The 17,644-nt window shown below is 71.1% G+C and carries 17 protein-coding genes; 8 read left to right on the top strand and 9 right to left on the bottom strand.

Translation table 11 applies throughout. The annotated features are described in order from the left end of the window. Both ACZ5WK_RS22145 and trxA read left to right on the top strand, forming a co-directional pair. Positions 1 to 401: NAD(P)/FAD-dependent oxidoreductase (locus tag ACZ5WK_RS22145; protein WP_465549197.1), on the top strand; the 401-nt coding region annotated here is incomplete at its 5' end. A 138-nt stretch (positions 402 to 539) separates the two neighbouring features. Then, the gene (trxA, locus tag ACZ5WK_RS22140) at positions 540 to 866 is read left to right on the top strand and encodes a thioredoxin (protein ID WP_396322993.1); all 327 of its coding nucleotides are present in this window, start codon (positions 540 to 542) and stop codon (positions 864 to 866) included. A 142-nt stretch (positions 867 to 1,008) separates the two neighbouring features. On the opposite strand, the gene ACZ5WK_RS22135 is transcribed toward trxA, so the two are convergent. The 9 genes from ACZ5WK_RS22135 to rpmH form a co-directional block, all read right to left on the bottom strand. Further along, on the bottom strand, positions 1,009 to 1,626 hold the full coding sequence (locus tag ACZ5WK_RS22135) for a GNAT family N-acetyltransferase (RefSeq protein ID WP_465549194.1): 618 nt from the start codon (positions 1,624 to 1,626) through the stop codon (positions 1,009 to 1,011). A 122-nt stretch (positions 1,627 to 1,748) separates the two neighbouring features. Further along, on the bottom strand, positions 1,749 to 2,861 hold the full coding sequence (locus tag ACZ5WK_RS22130) for a ParB/RepB/Spo0J family partition protein (protein ID WP_465549192.1): 1,113 nt from the start codon (positions 2,859 to 2,861) through the stop codon (positions 1,749 to 1,751). Continuing rightward, on the bottom strand, positions 2,858 to 3,811 hold the full coding sequence (locus ACZ5WK_RS22125; protein WP_465549213.1) for a ParA family protein: 954 nt from the start codon (positions 3,809 to 3,811) through the stop codon (positions 2,858 to 2,860). Before ACZ5WK_RS22125 ends, ACZ5WK_RS22130 begins: the two co-directional genes overlap by 4 nt. Positions 3,812 to 4,143: 332 nt before the next feature. Then, positions 4,144 to 4,995, bottom strand: coding sequence for a 16S rRNA (guanine(527)-N(7))-methyltransferase RsmG (rsmG, locus tag ACZ5WK_RS22120; protein ID WP_465549190.1), 852 nt, complete (start codon positions 4,993 to 4,995; stop codon positions 4,144 to 4,146). A gap of 180 nt (positions 4,996 to 5,175) precedes the next feature. Continuing rightward, positions 5,176 to 5,706 carry a Jag family protein gene (locus tag ACZ5WK_RS22115; RefSeq protein ID WP_396322989.1) on the bottom strand — a complete coding sequence of 177 codons (531 nt, stop codon included), beginning with the start codon at positions 5,704 to 5,706 and terminating at the stop codon, positions 5,176 to 5,178. An 82-nt stretch (positions 5,707 to 5,788) separates the two neighbouring features. After that, a complete protein-coding gene (yidC, locus tag ACZ5WK_RS22110) occupies positions 5,789 to 6,961 on the bottom strand; it encodes a membrane protein insertase YidC (protein WP_465549188.1) in 1,173 nt (390 codons plus the stop codon). Further along, on the bottom strand, positions 6,958 to 7,329 hold the full coding sequence (gene yidD, locus ACZ5WK_RS22105; protein WP_396322987.1) for a membrane protein insertion efficiency factor YidD: 372 nt from the start codon (positions 7,327 to 7,329) through the stop codon (positions 6,958 to 6,960). The genes yidC and yidD overlap by 4 nt, the downstream gene beginning before the upstream one ends. Further along, on the bottom strand, positions 7,326 to 7,754 hold the full coding sequence (gene rnpA / locus ACZ5WK_RS22100; RefSeq protein WP_396322986.1) for a ribonuclease P protein component: 429 nt from the start codon (positions 7,752 to 7,754) through the stop codon (positions 7,326 to 7,328). Before rnpA ends, yidD begins: the two co-directional genes overlap by 4 nt. A 19-nt stretch (positions 7,755 to 7,773) precedes the next feature. Next, positions 7,774 to 7,911 carry a 50S ribosomal protein L34 gene (gene rpmH, locus ACZ5WK_RS22095; protein ID WP_148643823.1) on the bottom strand — a complete coding sequence of 46 codons (138 nt, stop codon included), beginning with the start codon at positions 7,909 to 7,911 and terminating at the stop codon, positions 7,774 to 7,776. Positions 7,912 to 8,375: 464 nt separating this feature from the next. Here rpmH and dnaA point away from each other — a divergent pair, with 464 nt between their 5' ends. From dnaA to gyrB, 6 genes are all read left to right on the top strand, one after another. Beyond that, positions 8,376 to 10,262, top strand: a complete 1,887-nt coding sequence (dnaA, locus tag ACZ5WK_RS22090) for a chromosomal replication initiator protein DnaA (protein WP_465549185.1) — start codon at positions 8,376 to 8,378, stop codon at positions 10,260 to 10,262. A gap of 930 nt (positions 10,263 to 11,192) precedes the next feature. After that, positions 11,193 to 12,323, top strand: coding sequence for a DNA polymerase III subunit beta (dnaN, locus tag ACZ5WK_RS22085; protein WP_396322984.1), 1,131 nt, complete (start codon positions 11,193 to 11,195; stop codon positions 12,321 to 12,323). Positions 12,324 to 12,480: 157 nt separating this feature from the next. Then, entirely contained in the window at positions 12,481 to 13,356 is an 876-nt protein-coding gene (gnd, locus tag ACZ5WK_RS22080) for a phosphogluconate dehydrogenase (NAD(+)-dependent, decarboxylating) (RefSeq protein WP_396322983.1), read from the top strand. A gap of 48 nt (positions 13,357 to 13,404) precedes the next feature. Next, the gene (gene recF / locus ACZ5WK_RS22075) at positions 13,405 to 14,538 is read left to right on the top strand and encodes a DNA replication/repair protein RecF (RefSeq protein WP_465549182.1); all 1,134 of its coding nucleotides are present in this window, start codon (positions 13,405 to 13,407) and stop codon (positions 14,536 to 14,538) included. Between the two features lie 295 nt (positions 14,539 to 14,833). Beyond that, positions 14,834 to 15,328, top strand: a complete 495-nt coding sequence (locus ACZ5WK_RS22070) for a DciA family protein (RefSeq protein WP_396323003.1) — start codon at positions 14,834 to 14,836, stop codon at positions 15,326 to 15,328. A 259-nt stretch (positions 15,329 to 15,587) separates the two neighbouring features. Next, positions 15,588 to 17,612, top strand: a complete 2,025-nt coding sequence (gyrB, locus tag ACZ5WK_RS22065) for a DNA topoisomerase (ATP-hydrolyzing) subunit B (RefSeq protein ID WP_465549180.1) — start codon at positions 15,588 to 15,590, stop codon at positions 17,610 to 17,612. Positions 17,613 to 17,644: the final 32 nt, after the last annotated feature.

Here is a 17,644-nt window from a genome sequence, read left to right as displayed (position 1 = left end):
AGCGCGCCTTCGCCGACGAGAAGATCCGCTTCGAGTGGGACAGCGCGGTGGAGGCGATCCACGGCGACCCGAAGCTGACCGGCGTCACCCTGCGCGACACCACCACCGGCGAGACCCGCGAGCTGGCCGTCACCGGCCTGTTCATCGCCATCGGCCACGACCCGCGCACCGAGCTGTTCAAGGGCCAGCTGGAGCTGGACGCCGAGGGTTACCTGAAGGTCGAGGCCCCCTCGACCCGGACCAACGTCCCGGGCGTCTTCGGCGCCGGCGACGTCGTGGACCACACCTACCGCCAGGCCATCACCGCCGCCGGCACCGGTTGCTCCTCGGCGCTGGACGCCGAGCGCTACCTGGCCTCGCTGGCCGACCTGGAGGCCCAGGCCGCCACCGTCGCGGTCTGAGCCACCGCACGACCCGATCGACCCCGCGGGGGTGTTCCACGTGGAACACCCCCGTTCCGGCCAGGCAAGAAACAGAACGGGCCCGCCCGTTGTTCTTTCCTGGCAGCAGCCCTCTCCGTTTGACCCCGAGGAGTCCCCGTGGCCGGCGCCACCACCACCGTCACCGACGCGACGTTCAAGGCCGATGTCCTGGACAGCGAGAAGCCCGTTCTGGTCGACTTCTGGGCCACCTGGTGCGGCCCGTGCCGCCAGGTCGCCCCGATCCTGGACGAGATCGCGGCCGAGCACGCTGACAAGCTGACCATCGCCAAGCTCGACGTCGACGCCAACCAGCAGACCGCTGCGGCGTACAACGTGATCTCCATCCCGACCCTGATCGTCTACAAGGGCGGCGAGCCGGTGAAGTCGATCACCGGCGCCCGTCCGAAGGCCGCGCTGCTGCGCGAGCTGGCCGAGTTCATCTAGGTCCGGCCCACCGCGACGCCACGAGGGCGGGGCTCCCCACCGGGAGCCCCGCCCTCGTCGTCTCCGCCCCGCCCTCGTCGTCTCCGCCCCGCCGGCCTCTCCGTCGGCGCCCCGCCACCCTCCGCAGCTCCGTCCCGCCCCCCTAGAACGGCCGCAGCGCCGGCTCCTTGCGCGCCCCGCCCAGCAGCCGCTCCAGCGCCACCTCCACGTCCCCGCGCCAGGAGAGCGTAGTCCTGGCCTCCAACCGCAGCCGCGGGTAGCGCTGGTGCGGGCGGACGGTCTTGAAGCCGACCGCGAGCAGGTGGTCGGCCGGCAGGACGCAGCTCGGCGGCTGCCGCCCGACCGCGCCGAACGCCTCGATGGCCTTCACCCCGCGCCCCAGCAGGTCCTTGGCCACCGTCTGCACCAGCACCCGGCCGAGCCCCTGCCGCTGGTAGCCCGGCAGCACCCGGCTGATCATCAGCTGAACCGCATCCGGCGAGACCGGGCTGGTCGGGAAGGACTGCGACCGCGGGACGTACGCGGGCGGGGCGTAGAGCACGAAGCCGGCGGGGTTGTCGTCCACGTAGACGATCCGGCCGCAGGAGCCCCACTCCAGGAGCACCGCGGAGATCCACCCCTCCTTCTCCAGCTCCGGCTTCCCGGACTCCACCGCCGCGCGGCCGCTCACCGGGTCCAGCTCCCAGAAGACGCAGGAGCGGCAGGTGGTCGGCAGATCCGCGAGGTTGTCCAGTGTCAGCGGAGCGATCCGGCGTCCCATACCCCGCACCTCCTCGTCCACTCCACAGTCGAGCATTCCCCCCGAACGGCGATGGGTGCATGTTTCACGTGAAACACCGCTCACGTGGAACATGCACCCATCGGGTCACGCCCTAAGCCCGCTCAGCCCTGAGACAGCCGGAGCCCGTCCTCGCCCGGGGCCAGGCTGTCCAGGATCCGGTTGAGGTCCTCCACCGAGCCGAACTCCAGCACGACCTTGCCCTTGCCCAGCTTGCCGCCGCGCTGCGAGACCTCGACCTTGACCCGGGTGTCGAAGCGGTCCGAGAGCCGGCTCGCCAGGTCGTTGAAGGCCGGGGAGAGCAGCTTGCCGGCCTGGGGCCCGGCCGGGCGCTTCGGCTTCTGCTCCGGGTCCATCAGCTTGACGATCTCCTCGGTGGTCCGCACCGAGAGGCCCTCCGCGATGATCCGCTTCGCCAGCTCCTCCTGCCGCTCCGCGTCCGGCACACCGACCAGCGCCTTGGCGTGCCCGGCGGTCAGCGTGCCGGCGGCCACCCGGCGCTGCACGGAGGGCGAGAGCTTCAGCAGCCGCAGGGTGTTGGACACGTGCGGACGCGAGCGGCCGATCCGGTCCGCCAGCTCGTCGTGGGTGCAGGAGAAGTCCCGCAGCAGCTGGTCATAGGCCGCGGCCTCCTCCAGCGCGTTCAGCTCCGCCCGGTGCAGGTTCTCCAGCAGGGCGTCCAGCAGCAGCTTGTCGTCCTCCGTGGCCCGGACGATCGCCGGGATCTGCTCAAGACCGGCCTCCCGGGAGGCCCGCCAGCGGCGCTCGCCCATGATGAGCTCGAAGCGCTCGGGCGCGACCTGACGCACCACGACCGGCTGGAGGAGGCCCACCTCCTTGATCGAGGCGACCAGCTCGGCCAGCTTGTCCTCGTCGAAGACCTCGCGCGGCTGGCGCGGGTTGGGCGTGATCGAGTCCAGCGGCAGCTCGGCGAAGCGCGCGCCGGCCACCTGGGCGAGCTCCGGTCCGGCGGGCTCCGCCGTCGCCCGCTCCCGGTCGGCCTGCTCCCGCAGGCTCTCCGCGGCGGCCTTCGCCGCCACCGTGCCGCGGCCGGTCGGCAGCACCGGCACCGCGACCGGCGACACCGTCCCGGTGGAGACCACCGGGGCCGGTGCGGCCGTGGCCGCCGCGGGCTCCGCCGCTGCCGCGCCGGCTGCCGGTGTGGCAGCCGGGATCAGCGCCCCGAGCCCTCGTCCCAGACCCCTGCGACCACTCACCGATTGCCCTCCGTCGTACCGTGCTGTGCCGTCGGGGCGCCCTGCCCCGTCCCGCTGCCGTCCCGCTGCTGCCCCACCAACGAGCCGTTGCCGCCTGCGGGCACCGCCCGCATCGCCAGCTCCCGGGCGGCCTCCAGGTAGGAGAGCGCGCCGGTCGAGCCCGGGTCGTAGGTGAGCACCGTCTGACCGTAGCTGGGTGCCTCGGAGATCCGGACCGAGCGCGGGATCGCGGTGCTCAGCACCTCCTGCTGGAAGTGCGTCCGGACCTCTTCGGCGACCTGGGCGGCCAGCCTGGTCCGGGCGTCGTACATGGTGAGCAGGATGGTGGAGACGTGGAGCGTCGGGTTGAGGTGCGCCCGGACCAGCTCGACGTTGCGCAGCAGCTGGCCGAGGCCCTCCAGTGCGTAGTACTCGCACTGGATCGGGATCAGCACCTCCTGGCCGGCGACCAGGGCGTTGACGGTCAGCAGGCCGAGCGAGGGCGGGCAGTCGATCAGGATGTAGTCCAGCGGCTGCTCGTACGCGGCGATGGCGCGCTGGAGCCTGCTCTCCCGGGCGACCAGCGAGACCAGCTCGATCTCCGCTCCGGCCAGGTCAATGGTGGCGGGGACGCAGAACAGGCCCTCGACGTCCACCACCGGCTGCACCACGTCGGCCAGCGGCTTGCCCTCCACCAGGACGTCGTAGATCGACGGCACCTCGGCGTGGTGGTCGATGCCGAGCGCGGTGGAGGCGTTGCCCTGCGGGTCGAGGTCGACCACCAGGACGCGCAGTCCGTGCATGGCGAGCGAGGCGGCCATGTTGACGGTGCTGGTGGTCTTGCCCACCCCGCCCTTCTGGTTGGCCACCACGATCACCCGGGTGTCGGCGGGCCGGGGCAGGCCTTCGCCCGCGCGGCCGATCGCCTGGACCGCAGCCTGGGCAGCACGCGCGATGGGCGTGTCATCGATCTGGTCGATGGTCTCCGAGTCCTGCATGGGGGTCAGTGTTTCACGTGGAACCGGAGCGGCAACAGTCGCCGCCCGGAAGAGGCCGAGCCCGCGGCGGAGCCGAAGATCGATACCGTCGGAGAGGAGAGAGCGACGTTTCACGTGAAACACCATGCCCGCTATGTCGGAAATCTGACGGTGCGACACTCCGATGGGTTCGCGTCACCCCTCCGTCCACCCACCCGACACCGCCGCGCCACGGCTCCACCCCATGCGAACGGGCGGGCGGTCCGAGGACCACCCGCCCGTGTCGAGCGTCGTGCACCGCCCGGGCCATCGCCCGGACCCGAACCTCAGCGGCTGCGGCGCCGCCCGGTCCGGCCGCGCTCGCCGCCGCGCACCGCACCGGCGGCGCGTCCGGCCCGGGCCGCCTTGGCCCGCCGGGTGGCCGCCTTCACCCCGCCGGGGCTCTCCCCCGCCTTGACCTGGATCACCCGGGTCGACGTCTCCAGGGTGCCCTCGCCGACCGAGATCACCGTCCACTCGACGGCGCCCAGCTTGGCCAGCCCGGCCCGCGACTCCGCCAGCTCCTGCTCGGCGCTGTCGCCCTTGAGCGCCAGCATCTGTCCGTGCGGGCGGAGCAGCGGCAGGCCCCAGCCGGCCAGCCGGTCGAGCGGGGCGACCGCCCGGGCCGTCACCACGTCCACCGCGAGCTTGCCGACCATCTCCTCGGCCCGGCCACGGAGCACGGTGACGTTCTCCAGCCCGAGCTCCCGGACCACCTCCTCCAGGAAGGTGGTCCGGCGCAGCAGCGGCTCCAGCAGCGTCACCGAGACGTCCGGGCGGGCCAGCGCGACCGGGATGCCGGGCAGGCCGGCACCGGAGCCGACGTCGCACAGGGTGGACCCGGGCGGCAGCAGCTCGGCCAGCACTGCGCAGTTCAGCACATGGCGGTCCCAGAGCCGCGGCACCTCGCGGGGGCCGATCAGCCCGCGCTGGACACCCGCGGTGGCCAGCAGCTCGGTGTACCGGACCGCGGCGTCGAAGCGGTCGCCGAAGACCTCCCGGGCCACGGCCGGGGCCTCGGCCAGCCCCTCGGCGGCCGGGTCGGCCGCGCCCTCGGTGACCGGACCCGCCGGACCCTCGGCCTCGGAACCACCGGCACCCGCCACCGGCCCACCGGCAGCCGCGCTCTCCGTGTCCATCTCGACCTCTCTGCTCCCCGGATCCACCGACCCGTTCTCGCACCGTTTCACGTGAAACATCTCTCGCCGGGCAGCAACGCCCTGCGAAGGGACAACGACCCCGCCCGCACGTGGCGGACGGGGTCGAGTCCTCTGACGGTCACCGGTCGCCGGAGCGGCCGGTCATCGACTTCCCCGGGCTCAGGCCGGCAGCACGACCACGCACCGCTGGGGCTCCTCGCCCTCCGACTCGCTGCGCAGCCCGGCCGCGGCCACCGCGTCGTGGACGACCTTGCGCTCGAACGGCGTCATCGGCCGCAGCTTGACCTGCTCCCCCGTGCTCTTCGCCTGGTCGGCGGCCTTGGCGCCGAGCGCGGCCAGCTCGGACCGCTTGCGGGCCCGGAAGCCGGCAATGTCCAGCATGAGGCGGCTGCGCTCGCCGGTCTCCCGGTGGACAGCCAACCGGGTCAGCTCCTGCAGGGCCTCCAGCACCTCGCCGTCCTGGCCGACCAGGCGGTGCAGCGCGCGGTCGTTGCCGTCGCTGACGATGGACACCAGGGCTCGGTCGCCCTCCACGTCCATGTCGATGTCACCGTCGAGGTCGGCAATGTCGAGCAGACCCTCCAGGTAGTCCGCCGCGATGTCGCCCTCCTGCTCCAGACGGGAGATGAGGCTCTCGTCGGCGCTGGCAGCGTCCTCGACCTCGACGGCGGAGGTGGTGCCTTCCGTCACTGATGGACTCCTTCAGGGATGGGCCCGGGTGGTGGGCCGGGAACGAGGTTCGGGGGCCGCTGGGCGGGGCCGGCCGGTCGGGTCAGGACTTCTTCTTCGGCCGCTGGCCGCCCTGCCCGCCGCGCTTCGGCTGCTGCCGGCCGCCCGTCTGCCGGGCCGGGCCCGACTTGGCACCACCGGGCCGGCTCGCGGCCGGCTTGGCGCTGCCGGACTCGGCCGGGACGGCCTGCTCGGCCTTGGCGGGCTCCTCGGCCGGGGCCGTGTCGTCCTTGGTCAGGCTGGCGGTCTGGGCGCCACCGCCGTGCTGGCGCTGTGCCTTGGTCTGCTTGCGCGGCTGCTGGCGGCGCACCTGCACCGCGTCCTCGACCACGGCCTCGGCGGAGGTCGCGGCCGTCTTCTTCGGAGGCAGGAGGCCCCAGAGCGCGCCCTTGATGACCGAGCCGTCCGGGTTGAGCCGGCCCTGCTTCTTCAGGCGGTCCTGGCGCTCGTCCCAGGCCTTGCTGCCCGGAGTCGGGTTGTTGCGGATGACGATCAGCTGCTGGCCCATCGACCAGACGTTGGTGGTCAGCCAGTAGACCAGCACACCGACGGGGAAGTTGATGCCCATCACGGCGAACATGATCGGGAAGACGTACATCAGCATCTTCTGCTGCTGCATGAACGGCGTCTTGACCGTGAGGTCCACGTTCTTGGTCATCAGCTGGCGCTGCGTGATGAACTGCGACAGCGACATCATGATGATCATGACGGCGACGACGATCTTGACGCTGGTCTCGCTGCTGCCGACGAAGGTCGCCGAGAGCGGGGCACCGAAGATGTGCGCCTGGCCGGCGCTGGTCAGCAGGTCACCGTCGATGACGCCGATCGGCTGGCTCTTGGCGACCTTGGCCAGCACGCCGTAGAGGGCGGTGAAGAACGGCGCCTGCACGATGATCGGAAGGCAGCTGGAGAACGGGTTGGTACCCGCCTCCTTGTACAGCTTCATCATCTCTTCGGACTGGCGCTGCTTGTCGTTCTTGTAGCGCTCCTGGATGGCCTTCATCTTCGGCTGGATCGCCTGCATGGCCCGGGTCGCCTTGATCTGCTTCACGAAGAGCGGGATCAGGCAGATCCGGATCACGACCACCATGGAGGCGATGGCCAGACCCCAGGCCCAGCCACCGTTCGGGTCGAAGACGTGGCTGTACAGCGAGTGGAACTGGACGATGATCCAGGACACCGCTGTGTACAGGGGATTCAGGAAGGAGAAGGTCACCGGTCAGGCTCCTTGGACATTGGGATCGGCCCCAAGGGACCAATGGTCGCCGGGCCCTCGGGGTCCGGACCGGCGGGGGGCGTGGTCACCGGCTGCTCGGCGGCGGACCGGCTGTTCAGCAGGTCGCGCAGTCGTCGGTGCCACACCGGGTGCTTACGCGGCGGGACATGATCGACCCCGCCCGGCGTCCACGGATTGCAGCGCAGGATGCGCCACACGGTCAGGCCACCGCCCTTGACCGCCCCGTGTACTTTCACGGCCTCGAAGCCGTAGTGCGAGCAGGAGGGGTAGTAACGGCAGACCGGACCGAGCAGTGGGCTGATGGTCCACTGGTAGACCCTGATCAGACCCATCAGCAGGTACTTCATCGCCCTGCTCCCGTCGGCGCCGTCGCGGCGGGCTCCACCTTCAGCAGCCGCTTGAGCGCCGCGTCCAGGTCGCGTTCGAGGTCCTGGTACGAGGCGGACGCGGCCTGGGGCAGCGCACGCACCACTATCAGGCTACCGGCGGGCAGCCTGGACAGACGATCACGGACGAGATGGCGAAGCCGGCGCTTGACCAGGTTACGGACGACGGCCGGGCCGACGGCCTTGCTCACGACGAAACCCGCACGCGCCGAAGGAGTCCCCTCGGCGACGTGCGGGCGGGAGTCGCTGGTCCGGTCGGCCGGTCCCTTCGGGTCACCGTCTCTGCTGAGATGGACGACCAGTAGGGGCCGGCCGGCCCGGCGACCGCGTTTCACTGCGGTCGCGAAGTCCTGGCGCCGCCGCAGCCGGTTTTCGGAGGGCAGCACAACAGACTCTTGGCGCGGATCAGGCGGAGATGGCGCTGCGGCCCTTGCCACGGCGGGCGGCCAGGATGGCGCGGCCGGCGCGGGTACGCATACGCAGCCGGAAGCCGTGGGTCTTCGCGCGGCGACGGTTGTTCGGCTGGAAGGTGCGCTTGCTCACTCGGGGGCTCCTGAGGTGAATCGTAGGATGACGGGGTGTCGCTTGGCCGTCACCGTGCGTCCGCGTGATCTCCCCTGTACGGAAATCCGGCCCATCGCCCCAGTTCGGCTGGGGTTGGAGGCAATCCACGGCGCCCGTGCTGCGCGCCTTATGGAGCGGGTGGACCCGCGGACATGCGGCAGCGGCCATCGACAACTCGACCTGGTTACGGTACGCGGGACGGGGCACGAGGGTCAAACCAGCCGTTCGAGTCGGCCGGCCCGGAACCACCCGGGGGCCCGCTCGGCGTCCCACCCACCGACCCCGTCGCCCACAGCCTGTGGACAACGACTTGATCCGGCTCTGTTCGCTGACTACCGTTGCAGGACTTGTCTGGTTTGTTCTTCGTCAACGGACCGAAGATCCACAGTCTCTTGATCCACCACCCCTGCTGGAGCCGCGGGGAACCGAGAAAGCGTGCACCAGTGGCTGATGTCAACAGCGACCTCGTCCCGGTCTGGGCGAGAGTCGTCGAGCGGCTGGTCAGCGACCCGGATGTCGGGGAGATGGACAAGCAGTGGGTGCAGCGCACCCAGCCGATGTGGATGATGCACGACACCGCCCTGCTGGCGACCCCCAACGAGCGGGCCAAGCAGGTGCTGGAGGGCCGGCTGCTGCCGCAGCTGACCGAGGCCCTCAGCCGCGAGCTCAGCCGCCCGGTCCGGATCGCCGTGATGGTCGACGCGAACGCGGTGCCCACCGCCCCCGCGCCGGGCCCGGCCGAACCGCAGAGCACCGAGCCGCAGGCCGCCGAACCCTGGGAGCGCTCCGAGGGCGGCGGCGAGTACGGCCACCAGGCCCACGGTCCGCGCCAGCCCCACCCGGGCCACCAGCAGTACGAGCGGCCCTACGAGTCCGAGTACGAGCGCGACCAGTACGGGACGGGCGGCTACGAGGAGCACCAGGCCCCGCCGTACGGCGGCGGCCAGCCCTCGCCGTACGGCGGGCCGGCCCAGCAGCCGCCCTGGGAGAACCACCAGGGCTACCCCGAGCAGTCCTCCGGCTACCCCGAGCCGGAGCCGCCGACCTCGCGCCCGGCTCCCCGGCCGCTCCCCGGACCGTCCGCGACCACCCAGGGCGACCTGTTCGGCGGCGCCTACGGCCCCGGTCCCGGCGAGCACCCCCGGACCGCCGCCGGCCGCCGCTCCCCCGCGGCCCGACCGGCCCCCGGCCGTCCCTCGGACAAGGGCCCCGAGCGCGCCACCGACCGCCCGGCCGTGCCCGGCGTCCCCGCCCCGCCCGGCGCTCCCCCGGCCGGCGGCTCCCGCAAGGACGAGCCCGCCGCCCGGCTGAACCCCAAGTACCTGTTCGACACCTTCGTCATCGGCGCCAGCAACCGCTTCGCGCACGCGGCGGCGGTGGCGGTCGCCGAAGCCCCGGCCAAGGCGTACAACCCGCTCTTCATCTACGGCGAGTCCGGGCTGGGCAAGACCCACCTGCTGCACGCCATCGGGCACTACTCGCGCAGTCTCTTCCCGGGGACCAGGGTGCGCTACGTGTCCTCGGAGGAGTTCACCAACGAGTTCATCAACTCGATCCGGGACGGCAAGGCGGACGCGTTCCGCAAGCGCTACCGGGACATGGACATCCTGCTCGTGGACGACGTGCAGTTCCTGGCGAGCAAGGAGTCCACGCAGGAGGAGTTCTTCCACACCTTCAACACCCTGCACAACGCCAACAAGCAGATCGTCCTCTCCTCGGACCGGCCGCCCAAGCAGCTGATCACGCTGGAGGACCGGCTCCGCAACCGCTTCGAGTGGGGGCTGATCACCGACGTCACCCCGCCCGAGCTGGAGACCCGGATCGCGATCCTGCGCAAGAAGGCGATCCAGGAGCAACTGAACGCCCCGGCGGACGTGTTGGAGTTCATCGCCTCCCGGATCACCCGCAACATCCGGGAGTTGGAGGGCGCCCTGATCCGGGTCACCGCCTTCGCCAACCTCAACCGGGCGCCGGTGGACCTGGAGTTGGCCGGCATCGTCCTCAAGGACCTGATCCCGGGCGGGGACGAGGACGCCGGCCCGGAGATCACCGCGCAGGTCATCATGCAGCAGACCGCCGCGTACTTCGGGCTGGGTGTGGACGACCTCTGCGGCTCCTCGCGCAGCCGGGTGCTGGTGACGGCCCGCCAGATCGCCATGTACCTCTGCCGTGAGCTGACCGACCTCTCGCTGCCGAAGATCGGCGCCCAGTTCGGCGGCCGCGACCACACCACGGTGATGCACGCCGACCGCAAGATCCGGTCCCTGATGGCCGAGCGCCGCTCGATCTACAACCAGGTGACCGAGCTGACCAACCGCATCAAGAGCTAGGCCGTCCATGGCCGTTGAAGGGCGTCAGGAGCCATCCTGACGCCCTTTCGGCATATCCACAGGTGTGTGCCGCCGATCCGCTGGGCAGGGATACCGGCGACGGACGCTCCGCCGGCCCACGGGCCGCACCCGAACATCTGACCGGGGATTCGAACCCGCCGGGCGCGCAAGGCCGTTGTCCACAGCCGGAGCCCCCTCTCCACCGTCCACAGGCCGGGGAGTCCCGAGTTATCCAGAATTCCTCCACAGGCCGGCCGCCGCTACGCTCTTCGGCGCAGGTCAGGTGCCTGTGGACTTGTGCACAACGGTTATCCACAGGGTGTGGACAATTGGCGGGCCGTCAGAGGGCCGTCCGGGTTATCCACCGGTTGTCCCCAGGGCCGTCCGGGTTATCCCCAGGTTGTCCACAGCTGGGTCCACAGTTCGACAACCGTGAGGTAGCGTTCATGCCCTGGTGTGAAAGGCGTCACGTAATGTTGACCGGCGCCCGTGGATAACCGGGCCCGGATCTGGGGACAGCGCTGGGGATAACCTGTGGATACCCACCGTCGCCTGTGGGTAACGCTCCGCTGTCCACAGCGGCCCGTGTCCGTCCACAGTCGCCGTCCACACCTCCTGTGGACAAAAAACCGGGCTTGACCTGCGCAAACGGGGTTATCCACGGTTTCCACAGGCCCTACTACTACTGCTACACCTATAGACCAGTCGACTCGTTCAAAAGCGGGTGGGCCCGAAATCTGTGGACAACCGGACCCCGACATCTGTTCGGCTTGCTTCCGCCCGTCTGCCCCGTCTGTCGGTGGAGTACGTCAGACTGTCCTCGGCGACTGGAAGCGGAGTGGCAGAGCTCGGCGGACAGGCGCACCGAAGACCAAGATCAGAAGAACCAGACGTGCGAGCGGGAGCGCTCGATCCAGGAGGCGGTTACCGGTGAAGTTCCGGGTGGAGCGTGACGTCCTCGCGGAGGCGGTGGCCTGGGCTGCCCGCAGCCTCCCGGCACGGCCGCCGGTGCCGGTGCTGGCCGGCCTGCTGCTGACGGCACAGGACGGCAGCCTGGCGCTGTCCGGCTTCGACTACGAGGTTTCGGCCCGGGTCGAGCTGGAGGCCGACATCGAGGAGGCCGGCACCGTCCTGGTCTCCGGCCGGCTGCTGAACGACATCTCGCGCAACCTTCCCAACCGGCCTGTGGAGATCTCCACCGACGGCCAGCGGGTCAGCGTGGTCTGCGGCAGCTCCCGGTTCACCCTCCCCACCCTCCCGGTGGACGAGTACCCGGCCCTGCCCCAGATGCCGACCGCCACCGGCACCGTCCCCGGCGACGTCTTCGCCTCGGCCGTCAGCCAGGCCGCGGTGGCCGCCGGCCGCGACGACACCCTGCCGGTGCTCACCGGTGTCCGGGTCGAGATCGAGGGCGACCGGATCACCCTGGCCGCCACCGACCGCTACCGCTTCGCCGTCCGCGAGCTGCTCTGGAAGCCCGAGCAGCCGGACATCTCCGCGGTCGCCCTGGTGCCCGCCAAGACCCTTCAGGACATCGCCAAGTCCCTGGGCAGCGGCGACAACGTCTCGATCGCCCTCTCCTCGGGCGGCGCGGGCGAGGGCCTGATCGGGTTCGAGGGCGCCGGCCGCCGGACGACCACCCGGCTGCTGGAGGGCGAGTTCCCCAAGTTCCGCAGCCTCTTCCCGACCGAGTTCAACGCGATCGCGGCGATCCAGACGCAGCCCTTCCTGGAGGCGCTCAAGCGCGTCTCGCTGGTCGCCGAGCGCAACACCCCGGTCCGGCTGAACTTCGAGGAGGGCGTCCTGACGCTGGAGGCCGGCTCGGGCGACGACGCCCAGGCCACCGAGCGGATCGACGCCTCCCTGGAGGGCGACGCCATCTCGATCGCCTTCAACCCGGGCTACCTGGAGGAGGGCCTCAAGGCCATCGACTCCGCCTACGCCCAGCTGAGCTTCACCACGCCGACCAAGCCGGCCCTGCTCAGCGGCAAGGCCTCGGTCGACACCGAGGCGGACGAGGCCTACCAGTACCTGATCATGCCGGTGCGCCTCTCCGGCTGACCTCACCGCTGACATCCACAGGCTGTGCACAGCCTGTGGACGGCCTCCCCCGGTCGGGCTCCGACCGGGGGAGGCCCTGTCACTTCAGCGCGTAGGCTCAGGACAGCGCGGCAACGGCGCCGCCGGCAGGCATGTCACCACAGGTAAGGACTTGGTCATGGAGCTCGGCCTCATCGGTCTCGGCAAGATGGGCGGCAACATGCGCGAGCGGATCCGCCGCGCCGGCCACACCGTCATCGGCTACGACCGCAACCCGGACGTCTCGGACGTCGAGAGCCTCCAGGAGCTCGTCACCAAGCTCCAGGGCCCGCGCGTGGTCTGGGTCATGGTCCCGGCCGGCGCCGCCACCCAGGCGACCGTGGACGAGCTCGCCGAGCTGCTCTCCCCCGGCGACGTGGTGGTCGACGGCGGCAACTCCCGCTGGACGGACGACATCAAGCACGCCGAGGCGCTGGCCGCCAAGGGCATCGGCTTCGTCGACTGCGGCGTCTCCGGCGGTGTCTGGGGCCTGGAGAACGGCTACGCGCTGATGTACGGCGGCAACGCCGAGTACGTCGCCAAGGTCCAGCCGGTCTTCGACGCGCTCAAGCCCGAGGGCGACTTTGGCTCGGTGCACGCGGGCGCGGTCGGCGCCGGCCACTTCGCCAAGATGGTCCACAACGGCATCGAGTACGCGATGATGCAGGCCTTCGCCGAGGGCTGGGAGCTGCTGGAGGCCGCCCCCGAGGTCACCGACGTCCGCGAGGTCTTCCGCAGCTGGCAGGAGGGCACCGTCATCCGCTCCTGGCTGCTCGACCTGGCCGTCCGCGCCCTGGACGACGACGAGCACCTGGCCAAGCTCAAGGGCTGGGCCGCCGACTCCGGCGAGGGCCGCTGGACCGTCGAGGCCGCGATCGACCACGCCGTCCCGCTGCCGGCGATCACCGCCTCGCTCTTCGCCCGCTTCGCCTCCCGCCAGGAGGACTCGCCGCAGATGAAGATGATCGCCGCGCTGCGCAACCAGTTCGGCGGCCACGCGGTCGAGTCGAAGTAGTCCCGCACCCGCAGAGACATCCCCAGAAGGCGAGCGCAGTCCACAGCCATGCACGTCGCGCATCTGTCGCTCGCCGACTTCCGGTCGTACGCCCGGGCCGAGGTGCCCCTCGACCCGGGCGTGACGGCCTTCGTCGGCCCGAACGGCCAGGGCAAGACCAACCTGGTCGAGGCGATCGGCTACGTCGCCACCCTGGGCAGCCACCGGGTCGCCACCGACGCGCCGCTGATCCGGCTGGGCGCCGAGCGGGCGGTGATCCGCACCTCCGTGGTGGACCGTGGCCGTTCCACCCTGGTGGAGCTGGAGATCGCCCCGGGCAAGGCCAACCGCGCCCGGATCAACCGCTCGGACAACGTCCGCCCGCGCGACGTGCTGGGCCTGCTGCGCACCGTGCTGTTCGCCCCCGAGGACCTCTCCCTGGTCAAGGGCGACCCGGGCGAGCGCCGGCGCTTCCTGGACGAGCTGCTGACCGCCCGCGCCCCCCGGCTGGCCGGGGTCCGGCAGGACTACGAACGGGTGCTCAAGCAGCGCAACGCGCTGCTGAAGACCGCCGCGATGGCCCGCCGGGCCGGTGGCGGCAAGGGTGCCGACCTCTCCACCCTGGAGGTCTGGGACGGCCATCTGGCGCGCGCCGGAGCCGAGTTGACCGCGTTCCGGATCCAGCTGGTGGCCGTCCTGCAGCCGCTGGTGGCGGCCGCGTACGGGCAGCTCGCGCCCGCCGGGGGCGAGACCGCGCTGGAGTACCGCAGCTCCTTCGAGGGGGAGCTGCCGTCCAGTCGCGAGCAGGCCGAGGAGCAGCTCCTCCAGGCTCTCCAGGCCGTCCGCAAGCAGGAGGTCGAGCGCGGGATCACCCTGGTCGGCCCGCACCGCGACGAGCTGGTGCTCAGACTCGGCCCGCTGCCCGCCAAGGGCTACGCCAGCCACGGCGAGTCCTGGTCGTTCGCGCTGGCCCTGCGGCTGGCCTCGTACGAGCTGCTGCGTGCCGACGGCGGGGAGCCGGTGCTGATCCTCGACGACGTCTTCGCCGAGCTGGACGCCACCCGCCGGGACCGGCTGGCCGAGCTGGTGGCCGGCGGCGAGCAGGTGCTGGTCACCGCCGCGGTCGCGGAGGACGTGCCGAAGGCCCTGGCCGGGGCCCGGTACGCGGTGGCCGACGGCGCGGTGCGCCGGGTCGACGCCTGAAGCCCGCCCCCGAAGTCCGCTCCTGAGACCCTCCGCCGAAATCCGCAACCTGCTGTCGGCCCCGGGCATCCGCCCCCGGCCGCCGTGGGTCTCCCCCGGCCTCCGCAACCGCGGCCCCGTCACATCCTCACGATTTCCGCCCGTGCACAGCCTGTGCACCCGCCGCCCGCCGCCCTCCGGCTCCCGTACGCTGGACGGCTCACCGTTGTCCACAGCCTGGGGATAGGAGACCGCCGTGAGCGAGCCGGCCGAGAACCTCCCGCAGCCGGCCGGCGCCGATCCGGCCGCCGCCGGGCTGACCGGCGCCGACCTGGCCCGCTCGGCGCTGCGTGCGGCCCGGGCGCAGGCCCGCCAGCGCGGCGAGCAGGTCCGGGAGAAGCGCGAGGCGAAGCGGCACGGTCTGCGCAGCGGCGCGCGCTCGGACGGGCGCGACCCGGTGCCGCTGGGTGCGGCGCTGAACCGGCTGCTGACCGAGCGGGGCTGGGAGTCCTCCGCCGCGGTCGGCGGGGTGATGGGCCGCTGGCCGCAGATCGTCGGCCCGGACATCGCCGCGCACTGCGCACCCACGTCCTACGACGACGAGGCCGCGGTGCTCACCGTGCAGTGCGACTCCACTGCCTGGGCCACCCAACTCCGCTGGCTGGCAAGGCAGTTGGTGGCCCGCCTGAATCACGAGCTGGGCCACGGCACGGTGAAGACCATCAAGGTGCTGGGCCCGGCCGCGCCGGTCCGCGGCTACGGCCGGCTGCGCGCCCCGGGGAGCAAGGGGCCGGGCGACACCTGGGGGTGACCGGAGCCGGCCGCGCGCCGAGCGGATCGGGATCCTCCGGAACCCCTGACGGCCCTTCCAGGCGCTCTGAGCCCCCGGGGCGAGTATCGGGACATGTGCAGAGGGGATTCAGGGCGGCATATCTGCCCTCAGAGGCTGCCAAACGCCCATCTCTGTCAGTCGTACCGGTAGACTGAAAGCCAAACACTGTTGCTAGCAGCAACCGAGTCGAAATGCCGTGGTCGCACGCCCTCCCGTCCAGTGGGAGGGGATGCGGCCCGTGCTGTGCCAGAGAGGGCGCTTCGTGGCCGATTCCGGCAACCCCAGCCAGAACCAAGAACCCATCGACCCGACGACCGGAAAGGCCTACGACGCCGACGCCATCCAGGTGTTGGAGGGCCTCGACGCTGTCCGCAAGCGCCCCGGCATGTACATCGGCTCGACCGGTGAGCGCGGCCTGCACCACCTGGTCCAGGAGGTCGTGGACAACTCCGTCGACGAGGCCATGGCCGGGCACGCGGACACCATCGACGTCACGATCCTGGCCGACGGCGCGGTGCGGGTGGTCGACAACGGCCGCGGCATCCCGGTGGGCATGGTCGCGAGCCAGGGGAAGCCGGCCGTCGAGGTCGTGCTCACGGTGCTGCACGCGGGCGGCAAGTTCGGCGGCGGCGGCTACGCCGTCTCCGGCGGCCTGCACGGCGTGGGCGTCTCGGTCGTCAACGCGCTCTCCACCCGGCTCGCGGTGGAGATCCACACCGACGGCCACCGCTGGACGCAGGAGTACAAGCTGGGCGAGCCGACCGCCCCGCTGGCCAAGCACGAGCCGACCGAGCGGACCGGCACCAGCGTCACCTTCTGGGCGGACCCGGACATCTTCGAGACCACGGTCTACTCCTTCGAGACGCTCTCCCGGCGGTTCCAGGAGATGGCGTTCCTCAACAAGGGCCTGACCATCTCGCTGACCGACGAGCGCCCGGAGCACGCCGACGAGGAGGGAAACCCGCTCTCCGTCACCTACCGGTACGACGGCGGCATCGCCGACTTCGTCGCCCACCTCAACTCCCGCAAGGGCGAGGTGATCCACCCCTCGGTCATCGACTTCGAGGCGGAGGACAAGGAGAAGACGATCTCGGTGGAGGTCGCGATGCAGTGGAACTCCTCCTACACCGAGGGTGTCTACTCCTTCGCCAACACCATCCACACGCACGGCGGCGGTACCCACGAAGAGGGCTTCCGCGCCGCGCTGACCGGCCTGGTGAACCGCTACGCGCGCGACAAGAAGCTGCTCCGCGAGAAGGACGACAACCTCTCCGGCGAGGACATCCGCGAGGGTCTGACCGCGATCATCTCGGTCAAGCTCGGCGAGCCGCAGTTCGAGGGCCAGACCAAGGACAAGCTGGGCAACACCGAGGCGAAGACCTTCGTCCAGCGGGTCGTCCACGAGCAGCTGAACGACTGGCTCGACCGCAACCCCAACGAGGCCGCGGACATCATCCGCAAGTCCATCCAGGCCGCCACCGCGCGCGTCGCCGCCCGCAAGGCGCGGGACCTGACCCGCCGCAAGGGCCTGCTGGAATCCGCCTCGCTGCCGGGCAAGCTGAGCGACTGCCAGTCCAAGGACCCGTCCGAGTGCGAGATCTTCATCGTCGAGGGTGACTCCGCCGGCGGCTCCGCCAAGCAGGGCCGCGACCCGCGCATCCAGGCCATCCTGCCGATCCGCGGCAAGATCCTGAACGTCGAGAAGGCCCGGATCGACAAGGTGCTGCAGAACACCGAGGTCCAGGCGCTGATCTCGGCCTTCGGCTGCGGCATCCAGGAGGACTACGACGAGTCCAAGCTCCGCTATCACAAGATCGTCCTGATGGCGGACGCCGACGTCGACGGGCAGCACATCCGCACCCTGCTGCTCACCCTGCTGTTCCGCTTCATGCGGCCGCTGGTGGAGTCCGGGTACGTGTACCTGGCGATGCCGCCGCTGTACAAGATCAAGTGGGGCAAGGACGACTTCGACTACGTCTACTCCGACCGCGAGCGCGACGCCACCATCGCCGCGGGCGTGGCGGCCGGGCGCCGGCTGCCCAAGGACGACGCGATCCAGCGGTTCAAGGGTCTCGGCGAGATGAACGCCGAGGAGCTGCGCGTCACCACCATGGACCAGGCCCACCGTCTGCTCATGCAGGTCACCCTGGAGGACGCGGCCCGCGCCGACGACCTCTTCTCCGTCCTGATGGGCGAGGACGTCGAGGCCCGCCGCTCCTTCATCCAGCGCAACGCCAAGGACGTCCGCTTCCTGGACGTGTGACGGGGCCCGCCCCTGCCAGCACAGTCCAGTCA

The sequence above is a fragment of the Kitasatospora sp. NPDC032757 genome (assembly GCF_055579305.1).
The sequence above is the reverse complement of the archived record's forward strand: the minus strand, read 5'-3'. Positions and strand labels throughout refer to the sequence as shown.

Bases quoted from the DNA above. Each gene is read 5' to 3' on its own strand.
- rsmG (WP_465549190.1), bottom strand. From the start codon at position 4,995: ATGGACACGGAGAGCGCGGCTGCCGGTGGGCCGGTGGCGGGTGCCGGT.
- recF (WP_465549182.1), top strand. From the start codon at position 13,405: ATGCACGTCGCGCATCTGTCGCTCGCCGACTTCCGGTCGTACGCCCGG.
- yidD (WP_396322987.1), bottom strand. From the start codon at position 7,329: ATGAAGTACCTGCTGATGGGTCTGATCAGGGTCTACCAGTGGACCATC.
- ACZ5WK_RS22135 (WP_465549194.1), bottom strand. From the start codon at position 1,626: ATGGGACGCCGGATCGCTCCGCTGACACTGGACAACCTCGCGGATCTG.
- gnd (WP_396322983.1), top strand. From the start codon at position 12,481: ATGGAGCTCGGCCTCATCGGTCTCGGCAAGATGGGCGGCAACATGCGC.